This window comes from Microbacterium sp. ZXT2-5 (genome assembly GCF_055329545.1).
Map to the genome: position 1 here is coordinate 795,554 of NZ_JBUZWD010000002.1, position 12,421 is coordinate 807,974.

The 12,421-nt window shown below is 72.5% G+C and carries 8 protein-coding genes; 5 read left to right on the top strand and 3 right to left on the bottom strand.

Annotated features, from left to right (window positions below; translation table 11 throughout):
• Positions 1 to 62: 62 nt before the first annotated feature.
• Together ACZBH1_RS17305 and ACZBH1_RS17310 are read left to right on the top strand one after the other, a co-directional pair.
• Positions 63 to 1,145 (top strand): aromatic acid exporter family protein, encoded by a 1,083-nt coding sequence (locus ACZBH1_RS17305; protein WP_463647035.1) that lies wholly within the window; start codon positions 63 to 65, stop codon positions 1,143 to 1,145.
• A 73-nt stretch (positions 1,146 to 1,218) separates the two neighbouring features.
• A complete protein-coding gene (locus ACZBH1_RS17310) occupies positions 1,219 to 1,962 on the top strand; it encodes an NADPH-dependent F420 reductase (RefSeq protein ID WP_463647036.1) in 744 nt (247 codons plus the stop codon).
• Positions 1,963 to 2,035: 73 nt separating this feature from the next.
• On the opposite strand, the gene ACZBH1_RS17315 is transcribed toward ACZBH1_RS17310, so the two are convergent.
• On the bottom strand, positions 2,036 to 2,422 hold the full coding sequence (locus tag ACZBH1_RS17315) for a hypothetical protein (RefSeq protein ID WP_463647037.1): 387 nt from the start codon (positions 2,420 to 2,422) through the stop codon (positions 2,036 to 2,038).
• A 414-nt stretch (positions 2,423 to 2,836) separates the two neighbouring features.
• Between ACZBH1_RS17315 and ACZBH1_RS17320 the strand changes: the two genes are divergently transcribed.
• Positions 2,837 to 6,286: an Ig-like domain-containing protein gene (locus ACZBH1_RS17320; RefSeq protein ID WP_463647038.1), complete on the top strand. Its 3,450-nt coding sequence runs from the start codon at positions 2,837 to 2,839 to the stop codon at positions 6,284 to 6,286.
• Positions 6,287 to 6,305: 19 nt separating this feature from the next.
• Here the strand turns inward: ACZBH1_RS17320 and ACZBH1_RS17325 are convergent, their stop codons facing one another.
• Positions 6,306 to 8,690, bottom strand: a complete 2,385-nt coding sequence (locus tag ACZBH1_RS17325) for a LuxR C-terminal-related transcriptional regulator (RefSeq protein ID WP_463647039.1) — start codon at positions 8,688 to 8,690, stop codon at positions 6,306 to 6,308.
• 209 nt (positions 8,691 to 8,899) lie between these two features.
• Positions 8,900 to 10,120, bottom strand: coding sequence for a globin domain-containing protein (locus tag ACZBH1_RS17330; RefSeq protein WP_378880340.1), 1,221 nt, complete (start codon positions 10,118 to 10,120; stop codon positions 8,900 to 8,902).
• A gap of 131 nt (positions 10,121 to 10,251) precedes the next feature.
• Between ACZBH1_RS17330 and ACZBH1_RS17335 the strand changes: the two genes are divergently transcribed.
• Together ACZBH1_RS17335 and ACZBH1_RS17340 are read left to right on the top strand one after the other, a co-directional pair.
• Positions 10,252 to 10,878: a helix-turn-helix domain-containing protein gene (locus tag ACZBH1_RS17335; protein ID WP_378880337.1), complete on the top strand. Its 627-nt coding sequence runs from the start codon at positions 10,252 to 10,254 to the stop codon at positions 10,876 to 10,878.
• 76 nt (positions 10,879 to 10,954) lie between these two features.
• The gene (locus tag ACZBH1_RS17340) at positions 10,955 to 12,280 is read left to right on the top strand and encodes a flavin monoamine oxidase family protein (protein ID WP_463647040.1); all 1,326 of its coding nucleotides are present in this window, start codon (positions 10,955 to 10,957) and stop codon (positions 12,278 to 12,280) included.
• The last annotated feature ends 141 nt before the right edge of the window (positions 12,281 to 12,421 follow it).

Sequence of the window (12,421 nt, forward strand, 5' to 3'; positions counted from 1 at the left end):
CTCCTGCACCTTGTGGCGCGGAGACTAGGTTGGGGCCAGCGACCGATGGGAGGGACGTCGTCATGGACGAACGCGCCGAACCGCTGAGGCGGGCCGTGTCGTACACCGCGCGACTTGCTCAGCAACCGCGCCTGCTGCTGGCGATCAAGACATCGCTCGCGGCGGTGATCGCGTGGTACCTCGCCCCGCTGATCCCGTTCGCCGAGGACCAGTACACCTACTACGCACCACTGGGGGCGCTCGTCACCATGCACCCGACAATCGCCCGGTCGGCCGCGGTGGGCATGCAGGTGCTCCTCGGCCTGGCGGTCGGCATCGGTCTCGGCATGTGCGGAGTCGCGGGGCTGCGGCTGGGGCTGCCGGGCGGCCTGGTGCTCGGCGTCGTCATCGGCGTCGGCGTGCTGCTGGGCGGTCTCCGGCTCCTGGGCGCCGGCGGAGACTGGGCGGCGCTCGCGGCGCTCTTCGTGCTGCTGACCGGCGGCTCCGACCCCGAGGGCTTCTCCATCTCGTACCTCGGCACGGTGGCGTTCGGTGTCATCGTCGGCATCGCCGTCAACCTCATCGTGGTGCCGCCGCTGTACCTCCGGCAGGCGGGCGAGCGGCTGTCCGCGTTCCGCGACACGGTCACCGGCCTGCTCACGGATGCCGCCGACGCCGTCGCCGAGGACCGCATCGAGCCCGACCGCTTCACGTCCGCGCTCGAGTCGCTCGACGAGGCGCGCGCGGCCGTCACGGTGGAGGTCGACGAGGCCGACGAGAGCGCCCGCGCAAACCCGCGCCGCCGGGGCCACGGCGACGAACGGGAGCAGAACGCGCTGCGCATGACGGCGCTCGACCGGACGGCGTTCCTCACCCGCGACCTCATCGACCTGCTGCTGGAGCTGCAGGCCTCCGACGACGCCGCCGTCACCGACGAGGTGCGCGCCGAGCTCGCCCAGGCCATCCGCTCCGCCGCCGCGCTCACCGCCACGCCCCTGGGCGACGAGGCCGCCCCCCGCCGTTTCCGCGAGGCGAACGAAGCGCTCACCGCCTACCAGCGGGCGCTCGGCACGCCCCACCCGTCGCACCGCACCGGCATCGCCACCGGCGCCGCCGTCGAGCTGTGCGTGCGGCGCATCATCGACGTCTCGCGCCCCTTCGTCTGAGTCACGCGCCCCGTGCCCGTGCGCCTGCCGCGTCGGCGGGGTGCGGCATCCGTCCGGCGGTTAGCCTGAGCGGATGGCGGAACGCAGCGACCAGAGCGGCACGTCGGCGGACCTCGAGCAGATCCGGACGCTCGGCATCATCGGCGCGGGGCGGGTCGGCCGGGTGCTCGCGCGGCTCGCCCGCGAGGCCGGATACCGCGTCCTCGTCGCCGGCTCGGGAGACCCCGGCCGCATCGCCGTGCCGATCGAGGCCGTTGCTCCGGGGGCGACCGCTGCCGAGGCATCCGTCGTCGCCCGCGACGCCGACGCCGTCGTGCTCGCGCTGCCGCTCCCCCGCTACCGGGAGCTTCCCGTCGAGGAGCTGCGCGGCAGGCTCGTGATCGACGCCATGAACTACTGGTGGGAGGTCGACGGGCTGCGCTCGGACCTCGCGGACCTGCGCACGACGACGAGCGAGACGGTGCAGCGGTTCCTCCCGCAGTCGCGCGTCGTGAAGGCCTTCAACCACATGGGCTACCGCGACCTCGACGAAGAGGCCAGGCCCGCAGGCGCTCCCGGGCGCAAGGCGATCGCCGTGGCGGGTGACGACGCCGCCGCCGTGGGCGCGGTGATGCGGATCGTCGACGCCCTCGGATTCGACCCGGTGCTCGCCGGTCCGCTGCGCGAGGGCATCAAGCTCGAGCCCGGGGCGGAGGCGTTCGGCGCCGACGTCGACGCCGCCGAGCTGCAGGCGATGCTCGACCGGTTCGAGACGTCGCAGCGCGGCATCGTGGTCGCCCGGGCGCGTCGAGATGCGGGGACGGATGCCGCGCCCTGACCGGCGCGGCTCGGGTGAGCTGTCACCTCAGTCTGGCGCAGCCGGCGAGGTCAGCCGGCTGCGCCAGGCCGTTTCAGACACCGGTGCGGCGCGGCTCCAGGAAGAAGTCGTACGACACCGATCCGTCAGGCCGGGTGTCCGCGTGGTGCACGAACTCGAGCCCGCGCTCGTCGAACGCCCTGAGCCACTCCTCCCAGCTCACCGGCCGCAGCTCTACGAGCTCCGGCCCGAAATCGAAGTCGAACCGCAGGTCGCCGATGGCGTCGCCGGTGTCACCTACCGTCGCCGGCGTCGCATGACGGTCCTCCGCCCACCGGCGGATCTCGTCGTGATCGGTCGTGGCGGTCGTCACCTCACTGCGCGACGTGTCGTACTCGCCCTCGCCCACGGCGTCGATGCTGCGTTCGGCGTCACGCATGCCGGGGTCGACGGCACCCATGTCGTCTGCGTTCCTGTCCATGGCAGACCTCCTCTGCATCGATTCCAGCCTGAGCGGATCGCAGGCGCGGGGCGAGGGGGTTGTCAGCACCGGACGAGCACGCTAGCCGAGCGCCGGCTGTTGCCCGTACCCGCGCCCGTGCACAGGATCGGAGGTTTTCGCGAACACGCCGGGTCGCGGCATCCGTTCCCCGGCGCGTCGGCCAGATCCTCCGAGGTTGTGCGCACCCGTGCCCGTGGACAGGATCGGAGGTCTTCGCCGACACGCCGCGTGGCGGCATCCGTTCCCCGCGTGTCGGCGAGAACCTCCGACGCTGTGCGCGCCCGCGCTCCGCCCCCGCGGCACGCAAGATAGGGCATTTGCCCGATGCGGCACCAAGTGCTTCGCGGTTGGGTGCACACAGTACGAGCATTCTGCGTGCAGAGGAGAGCTGCGATGAAGCTGCGAACCACCCGCCTGATCGTCGCGATCACCGTCGCCGCGCTCTTCGCCCCTCTCGCCGCCTCGCCGGCCGCGGCTGACACGACAGAGCCAGACGACCCGATCACGTCGTTCACCGTCCCGATCGTCGCGGAAGGGTCGCTGGAGCTCGTCATCAGCTCGAACGGCTCGCTCACGACCATCGGCGACCAGTCGACCGTGCGGTCGCAGTGCATCGACAGCGGCTCGGGCTCCATCTGCATCGGCACGCAGGGCACCGGCGACCCGTTCGCGGGCGACCTGAACGTCGGCGGCTCGGTATCGGGCTACACCCTCGGCGACGAGGGCGGCGCGGCGGAGGCGCTCGGATGGATCATCGGTGAGGGCGTCGACGTCATCACCGCCATGTACGACATCCCGGCCGACGGCCGCGTGCAGCGCCTGGCCGGCGACCAGCTCCGCGCCTACGTCATGATGCGGATCCTCGACATCCTCGATCGCTCGCTCTACGGCGTCGAGCTCACGGCCAACGAGCAGACGACCCTCGACTACGTCAACCGCCAGCTGCTCGGCACCGACCGCAAGATCGCCCAGTACGCCGTCGAGGAGCACGCGGCGTTCAAGGCCTTGGAGTGCGGGTACACGCCGCCGGCGGCGCCCGCGTTCATCACGAATCCCGTGCCGCTGCCCAAGGAGGTCGTCGACTGGTGTGCGCGCAGGCACACGGTGCTCGAGAGCGCCTTCGTGTTCGCCCCGCCGCAGCCGTCGGCCGACGCCTTCCAGGCGTGGGGGATGTACCGCAACGCCGCGGAGCTCGGGCTGGACCGGCTTTCGACGTCGGGCTACGCCGACGAGATCGCCGACGTGCAGCGGGCGTATGGCGCACTGGCGGGTGCCGCGATCGCGGGAGGGGCCGCTGCCGCGGCCGCCGCCGCTGCGGGCAGCGCCGCCTTGGCGGCCGGCACCGCCGGAGCTGGGACCGCTCTGGGGACGGTGTTCGCAGGCGTGTTCCCGCACGCCGCATGGGGAGGCGCGCTCGTCCCCGCCACGGCGGCCGGCGCGGCGGCGACCGTCGTGGGGATCGTCATCCTCGCGATCGTCGTCACGGTGGTGGCGTCCATCCAGCTCGCCGAGCACGAGCAGGTCGGCATCAAGCTCGCCGAGCGCCTGAAGAACGCCAAGGACGCCACCGACCCCTTCTTCCTCGACGATCTGCGCGACGACTACGCCGGACTCGAACTGCGCGAGGGCATGACAGCCGAGAACCAGCCGGCGTACCGCGACGACCCAGCGGTGGCGAGGATCCTCGATCTCATCCTCGTCAAGACGTCGAACACGATCGACGGCGCCTTCATCCCCGACGTCGATGCATTGTGGACCCCCAACGAGACGACCGAGCAGGACTACCGCTTCCTCGTCATGGACGGCACCACCACCCCGCGCGTCGAAGACTCCATCACGGTGCCGATGGGCGACAGCGACACCACCGTCCGCTTCAGCCGCGACTGGATGATCGTCGACGAGGGCGACGGTGAGAAGCCGGCCCTGGAGTTCCGGTACACCGACAACGCCGGGCGCGAGACGACGGCCAGCCGTGTGCCGCCCGCCGAAGGAGCGGCGGCCCCCGACGGTGGCTTCAGCGTGTCCCGCCTGGACGGCGGCGGCATGCTCGTGGCCCAGCGGGCATCGACGATCCACTACATCGACCGCGAGGGCCGCTCGGTCTCGGTGGCGCTCGTCGCACCGGACGTGCCGAGCGTCGGCGGCGTCCGGCCGAGCGCGGTCGGGCCGCTCACGCCGGGCCGGACCGTCATCCTGCGCCCGAACCCCGTCGCGGCCGACGGCACGTTCGACGGTCTTCACGAGACCGGGTACACCTACACGTGGACCGTCAAGCGGGTCGATCCGATCACCGGCGCGTGGATCGACGTCGTCCCCGAGGTCACCAGCTACGACACCAGGTTCAAGCCGACGGAGGTGGGCGACTACCGTGCCGCCGTCCGCGCGCACGACACCGATCCGGCGGACGGCGCCGTGCCCGACGCGTGGGGCTCGGTCGACTTCCGCATCGTCCCGCCGCAGACCGAGATCGCGGAGCTCACGTTCCACGACGACGGCACATCCGGCCTCCGTGTCTCGGCGCAGCTCGGGGCGGCGGTGCCATCGAACGACTTCACCATCGATGTCACGTGGCCCGGCTCGGTCACCGGTGAACCGGGCGAGCACTCGCGCGTGGACCTCACCTGCCACACGATCGACCCGATGAGCTGCTCCAGCGTGAGGACGGACCTCTTCCCCGAGCTGAAGGCCGCGCTCTCGCACACGCTCGCCGGCGACGCCGACCTCACCCAGGGCGTCGAGGTGACGATCACCGACCGGTTCGGCACCGCCACCACGCAGTCCTTCGCGATCGACGACCCGGCGCGTCCGGTGCTCACGGCGCCCCGCACCGCTCCCGGTCCGGACCAGCCCGGCTTGGTCGTGTTCGACGCCGTCCACTCGTCCGTCGAGATCCCCGTACAGGTCACCGCGAACCCGAACTACGAGCTCGCGCGGATCGTCCCCGGCACCGGCGGGACGCCCACGTCGTTCGGGGTCGTCGATCCCGCCGACGACACGCCGAAGTCGATCGTGCAGTTCCTCGACGGCGCCGTGACGCTGTCGACGGGCTACGACACCGCGAACGGCGAATGGGTGCTCGACCTCCGGGTGACCGCCGGACTCGACGATCTGGGGACGACCACCATCCCCGTCGTCGTGCAGCAGGTCACCGGCGCCCGCACCATGATGCCGCTCACGATCGACCTCGTCCCGGCGTCCGGCGACCGCTTCCGCGCCGCCGTCGCGAACGAGATCGACCCGCTCGCCATGTCGGTCGACGCCGTTCCCGAGCTCGTGCCGTACGTCATGGGCGGGCGCGAGGAGTGGGGCGACTACACGGGCGACCTGTGCGTCAGCCTGCTGTACACGGAGATACCGGCGAGTCCGGTCGAGCGCTGCGGAACCGTCGCGAGCCTGCTGGACGCCGACGGACGCCTTTCGGCGATCTCGTTCCCCGAGTTCGACCCCGACGGGCTCGAGACCGGCCGGTACGAGGTGACGGCGCGGATCCCCGGCGACGAGCACTCCGACGACACCCCGTTCACCGTGTCGTTCCGCCTCCTCAGCGGTCCCCCGACGATCGACTCGTTCGCCTGGGCCAAGGCGAAGAACGCCGTCCGGTTCAGCACCACCCCGTTCGGTCCCGATGCGCCGATCACCGGCTACGCCTGCCGCCTCGACGGCGAGCCCGTCGACTGCGCCGACGCCGCCTCGGGATCGTGGACGGCTCCCCCGCTGGCGCAGGGCACGCACACGTTCGACCTGATGGTGACGGATGCCGCCGGCAACTACACCGCGGACTCCTTCGAGTTCACCCTCAAGAAGGACACGAAGGTGAAGACCCCGAAGCCCCCGAAGCCCTGACGACGACGGCCTCGGGGGGCTACCGCGCGGTCACCAGCCCGTGGCGGTGCGCGTACGCGGTCGCCTCGGCACGGCCGCGCACATCGAGCTTCCGGTAGATCGCGACCGAGTGATGCATGACCGTCTTGACCGACAGGAGCAGCTCGTCGGCGATCTCGCGATTGGTGAGCCCGTTCGCGAGGAGCGCGAGCACCTCGAGCTCGCGCGGCGTGAGGCTGCCGGACGACGCCTGCGGGGACGCCGGCGACGGCACATCGCGCTGGAGCCACGCGAGCGCGAGCGCTGCGCCCCCGGCCGCGGACTCGACGCTGCCGGCTGCCACCAGCGCCGCGTAGCGCTCGCCGCCGAGACGCGCACGCAGCTGCGGGGCCAGCGCCTCGTACGCCTCGCGTCGCCGCGGCGGCAGGAGCCGGACGATGCGCTCCTCGTCGGCGGCCACCGCCCCCAGCAGGCGCGCCGCGAAGGCCGCATCGCCCGACCGCGCGGCGATGAGCGCCGCGTGCACCACCGAGAGGCCGGCCGCGCTCGTCCAGCCGCGCCGTGCGGTGTCCTCGAGCCGGAGGCGGCACCAGTGAGCAGCCTCCGGGATCCTGCCGGCATCCAGCTCGCGCCCGGCGAGCGCCGCCAGGATCATCGACTCGATGTAGGCATCGCCCGACGTGCGTCCGAGCTCGAGGGCGGACTCCAGCGACGGCACGGCGAGCGGATGGTCGGCGGGCTCGGGGCGTGCGGTCCGAAGCAGCACCGTCGCGGCGGCGACGGCCTTGGCGTCGGCGACGCGGGTCGCGCGCCGCAAGGCCGTCAGGGCGAGGTCGATCGCGTCGTCGAGGCGCCCGCTCGTCTGCATCAGCACGGCCGACCACACCTCGAAGCGCGCGAGCCATGCGGCGTGGCCGATCGACGCCGCGAGGGCGCGGCCCTGCTGGATCGACGAGACGAAGCGGGCGACGTCGCCGGTGGCCGGGTGGATGGCCACCGCGACGGAGTGGCAGAGGAGGACGAGCAGGGAATCGCCCAGCTCGTCCGCGAGGTCGCGTGAGCGCTGCCACCGCGCGCCGATCTCGGCCGCGCTCCCCTGTGCGTCCGGCGTCTCGGCCATCAGCGCCGCCGACCACAGCCACACCCGCGCGGCGAGCGCCGGCTCGAGCCCGTCGACGGCGCCGGTCGCGATGACCTGCCCGAGCACGGCCTCCACAGCGGCCCGCTCCGGGAGTCCCTCGAGCACGCCGGCGGCGTCCACGGCGAGGCGCGCCGCCGTCACGGGGTCGGCGGCCAGGTCGTCGAGCACCGAGACGACGTCCCGCCGAAGCACGCGGATCCGCTCGATGTCGATCGACGGCCGGCAGTCCGCGGCCGCACGGGCTGCGGCATCCGCGGTCCTGCAGACATAGGCGCGACGCAGGTCGCCCGCCCGTCCGCTGTCGGCCCATTCCGCCCCACGCACGTACGTGCGCACGATGGGGAGCAGGTCGAACGCCGGCTCCTGCTCTCCGACGGCGATCGGCTCGACCAGACGGCTGTCCACGAGCGCACCGAGATCGTCGAGCACCTCACCGAGCGGGCGGCCGTCGAGCGACACGAGGGCGTCGACAGGGAACGTGCCCTCGAACCCGGCGGCGCACACCAGCAGCGCGCGCTGACCGCCCGTCATCGCGGCGGTCGTGGAGTCCAGCGCGTCGCGGAGGCTGAGCCGTCGCCCCGTTCCGTCCCCCAGACCCGACGTGAGCAGGTCGGGATCGCTCCCGTCCGCGGCGAGGCGTGCCGCGAGCTCGGCGGGCGGAAGCAGTCGCACGCGAGCCGCCGCGAGCTCGATCGCCAGCGGCAGACCGCCGACCAGGCGGCAGACGCGGGCGACATCGTCTGCGGTGCCGGGATCGAGGTGGAAGTGCGCGTCGACCTCCTGCGCGCGCTGGACGAACAGTCGCACGCTCGGCGACTCGGCGACCGTCTCGAGATCGGCGCCCGGCAGCGGGACGGGGAGCGGCTGGAGTCTCACGTGGCGCTCTTCGGGCAGCCCGAGCGGAGCGCGGGAAGCGACGACCACGGCAAGCGTCGGGCACCGGTCGAGGAGCCTCGGCAGCCCCGCACGGAGCGACTCGGCGTCGGCGTGATCGATGGCGAGGGCGATCGGCCTCCGGGCGACGACCTCGGTGATCCGCGCCTCGGCGTCCTCGCCGCCGTCCAGGCCGATGCCCAGCCGCCGCGCCACCGTCACCCAGATCGGCGCCTCGCGTTCGGCGTCGGCGAGGTCGACCGACCACGCGGCGGCCGAGGTCGCCGCGGCGCCCAGGACCGCACTCGTGCCCGACCCGGCCGGTCCGTGGATCGTGACGATCCGCGCCCCCGGGTCGGCGAGATGACCTCTGACCAGCGCGAGGTCCCGCTCGCGCCCGATGAGCGTCACGCCGGCGCCCCTTCCCCAGAACCCTGCGATCTCGGAGCCTCGTCGCCCCGTGACCACAGCATATTGGCACGTGCCCGCACCCGCGCCAGTGCACAGGATCGGAGGTCGTGCGCGACACGCCGGGGCGCGGCATCCGTTCCCCGGCGTGTCAGCCAGAACCTCCGATTCCGTGCGCGGCGCACGACCCCGACACCGGGGCGCCGCACGGTTCAGGCGGCCGCGGCCTCCGGATTCTGCGCCCACAGGTCGGGGCCGAACACCTCGTAGTGGATCCGCTCGCCGGGGATCCCGCGCCCGACGAGGGTGGCGCGCGCAGCGCGCATGAAGGGCAGCGGTCCGCACATGAAGACCGTCGCGCCCTCCGGCAGCTCGACGTCGCTGAGGTCCATGTACCCCGGACGCGCCGGGTGGAGCGTGGGTGCGCGCTCGGCATCGGTCTCGTACCAGTTCTGCGCCTTCGCGTCCTCCATCGCCACGACCTGGCGCCGCAGCGACGAGTAGAGCGCGTGGGTGTCGTGGGCGCGGTCGGCGTGGAAGAGCCGCACGGTACGGTGGGGCTGGCGCCGCGACAGGTCCTCGAGGATCGCGGCGATCGGAGTGATGCCGATGCCCGCCGAGACGAGCACGAGCGGCCGCTCGGACTCGTCGAGCACCACATCTCCCGCCGGCTGCGAGACGTCCAGCACGGTGCCCGGCTGCGCGTTCTCGTGCAGCCACGTCGACACCTGACCGTCGGGCGCGCCGTCCACCCCGCGGACGCGCTTGATCGTCACGCGCAGCGAGTCGCCGCGAGGGCCGGAAGAGATCGTGTACTGGCGGGGCTGGCGCGACCCGTCGGGGAGGTCGACGGCGATCGCGACATACTGCCCGGTGCGATGCGACGGCACCTCGCCGTCGACCGGCGCGAGCAGGAGCGAGAACACCTCGTCGGACTCCTCGAACCGCTCGACCACCCGGTGCGGCCGCCACGGCTGCTCCGGGTCGGTGCCGCCGAGGGCGTACAGCTTGGCCTCCTCGGCGATGAGCGAGCACCCGAAGAGCCAGTACACCTCGTCCCACGCGGCTCGCACCTCCGGGGTGACGGCGTCGCCGAGCACGGTTCCGACCGCATCGAGCAGGTGGTGTCCGACGATCGTGTACTGGCGGGCCTGGATGCCGAGCGACACGTGCTTGTGGGCGATCCGGCGCATCACCGGCGTGAAGTCGGGGGCATCGGGGTCGATGAGGTGCACGGCGAACGCCACGACGGACGCGGCGAGCGCCTTCGGCTGCTCCCCCACCGCCTGATTGGCGCGGTTGAACACCCGCAGCAGCTCGGGGTGGGCGGCGAACATCGCCGGGTAGAAGACCTTGGTGATCTCCTCGGCGTGCGCGGCGACGACACCCGCGGTGGCTCGGACGACGGCTTCTGACTCCGGTGAGAGCTTCATGCGTTCCCTTTCTCGCTCCGGTCGCAACGCCTTCGAGCCTCGCCTGACCGCCGCGGGAGCGCTGGGCGTTCCACCGGTTTTATCCGGCGCTCTCCCCAGCGCTCCCGCGGCGGCCCGGCTACGGTCGAGGGATGCCACGCCGCGCACACGACTTCCGCGGACTGACCCAGCCGCGCCGCCTCCAGCTGCTGCGCGCCGTCCAGCGGGTGCCCGGACGCCGCGCCGGCGAGCTGGCGTCGGAGTGCGGCATCCCGCTCAACACCGTCCGCGACCACCTGCGGGTGCTCGAGGACGAGGGCCTGATCCGCAGCGAGGCCCTGCAGGTCGGCGTGCGCGGTCGCCCGCCCGTCGTGTTCCATCCGGTACGCGAATCGGCCCCGAGCGCCGCGGCGAGCGCACGCGTCGTGGGGGCCGAGAAGCGGGGACGGATGCTGCGCGCCGTGACCGGCGCCGAGCCTCCGGTGCTCGACGCCGACGCCGCCCGCCAGCTCGACGTGCTGTACGAGCACCTCGACGACGCCGGTCTCGACCCGGCCGTCGACGAGCGGACCCTGTCGTTCGACCTCGCGCCCTGCCGCTACCACGACATGATCGACGAGGACCGCGCGCTCGTCTGCGGCGTGCACGCCCGGCTGGTGCAGGACGTGCTGCTGCACACCGACGGACCGCTCGCGATGGAGCGTCTCGAGCCCTTCGTCACGGCGCACCGGTGCCGCCTGCTCCTCACGCACGCCGAGGGCGCCGTCGGCTCGGCGTGAACGCGGATTCGCGACCCGGTCGCCCGCTCGATAGCGTCGGGAGCGCGCGTCGGTGCGCGAAGGGGTGGGATCGACGATGGAGCACTTCGACACGATCGTGGTCGGCGCAGGCGTCGCCGGACTGACCGCGGCGCGGCTGCTCGCGAGGGCCGGGCGCCGCGTCGTCGTGCTCGAGGCCCGCGACCGGGTGGGCGGGCGCATCTCGACCGATCGCCGGTACGGGCTCACGACCGACATGGGCGCGTCGTGGATCCACGGGATCACCGGCTCCCCCGTCGCCGCGGCGGCGGAGGCCTTCGGCATGCCCATGGTCGAGTTCACCGTCGGCGGGTATCAGCCAGACAGTCGCCCGATCGCCTACTACGGGCCCGACGGCGTGCGATTGACGGATGCCGCGACCCGGGCGTACATCGCCGACATCCACACCGTCGACCGGGCGCTGATCGATGTGGTCGCGGCATCCGCTCCCGATGCGTCGTATCGCGACGTCACCGAGGCCGCGCTCGACGCGCAGGGCTGGGACGCCGAGCGCACGCAGCGCGTCCGCGAATACCTCGAGCACCGCACCGAGGAGCAGTACGGGGCATGGATCGAGGACCTCGCCGCGCACGGCCTCGACGACGATGTCATCGACGGCGACGAGGTGGTCTTCCCCGACGGCTACGACCGGCTGCCGCGGCGGCTGGCCGAGGGCCTCGACATCCGGCTCATCCACGTGGTGTCGCGAGTGCAGTGGTCAGCGGAGGGCGTTCTCGTCACGACCGACCACGGGCTGTTCGCGGCGGACAGCGCGATCGTGACCGTGCCGGTCGGCGTGCTGCAGTCCGGCGACCTCGAGATCGAGCCCGCCCTCCCCGAGCCGGTCGCGGGAGCGCTCGGCCGGTTGCGCATGAACGCGTTCGAGAAGGTGTTCCTGCGCTTCCCGACGAAGTTCTGGGACGACGGCGTGTACGCGATCCGGCAGCAGGGGGACGAGGGCCGCTGGTGGCACTCGTGGTACGACCTGACCGCGCTGCACGGCACCCCGACGCTGCTCGCGTTCGCCGCCGGTCCCGCGGCGGTGGAGACGCGGGACTGGACCGAGGAGGAGATCGTCGACTCGATCCTCGCTCAGCTGCGGCGCCTCTACGGCGAGCGCGTGGCAAACCCGACCTCCGTGCACGTGACCGACTGGCAGGACGACCCGTGGTCGCACGGCTCCTACGCCTTCATGACCGTCGGCTCGACGACCTCGGACCACGACGACCTCGCCACACCGATCGGCGGCGTGCTGCACCTCGCCGGCGAGGCGACCTGGACCGACGACCCCGCGACCGTCACCGCCGCGATGCTGTCGGGCCATCGTGCGGCGCAGAACGTGCTGGGGCGCGACGTTGCGATCGAGGATGCCTGGGCCGACTGACGCCCGAGGATCCGGCGTTTATGGATCTGAACGCGCCGTTGCCTCGGCGTTCAGGTATTTGAACGCTCCGGGCGTAGTCACACCCATACGCGGCTCATATGTTCGGGGAGTACCCGAAATCGCGCTCCCGCCGGCGCTCCA

What these genes read in the sequence shown, in the direction of transcription:
- ACZBH1_RS17305 (WP_463647035.1), top strand. Translation starts at nt 63, where the DNA reads ATGGACGAACGCGCCGAACCGCTGAGGCGGGCCGTGTCGTACACCGCG.
- ACZBH1_RS17310 (WP_463647036.1), top strand. Translation starts at nt 1,219, where the DNA reads ATGGCGGAACGCAGCGACCAGAGCGGCACGTCGGCGGACCTCGAGCAG.
- ACZBH1_RS17315 (WP_463647037.1), bottom strand. Translation starts at nt 2,422, where the DNA reads ATGGACAGGAACGCAGACGACATGGGTGCCGTCGACCCCGGCATGCGT.
- ACZBH1_RS17320 (WP_463647038.1), top strand. Translation starts at nt 2,837, where the DNA reads ATGAAGCTGCGAACCACCCGCCTGATCGTCGCGATCACCGTCGCCGCG.
- ACZBH1_RS17330 (WP_378880340.1), bottom strand. Translation starts at nt 10,120, where the DNA reads ATGAAGCTCTCACCGGAGTCAGAAGCCGTCGTCCGAGCCACCGCGGGT.
- ACZBH1_RS17335 (WP_378880337.1), top strand. Translation starts at nt 10,252, where the DNA reads ATGCCACGCCGCGCACACGACTTCCGCGGACTGACCCAGCCGCGCCGC.
- ACZBH1_RS17340 (WP_463647040.1), top strand. Translation starts at nt 10,955, where the DNA reads ATGGAGCACTTCGACACGATCGTGGTCGGCGCAGGCGTCGCCGGACTG.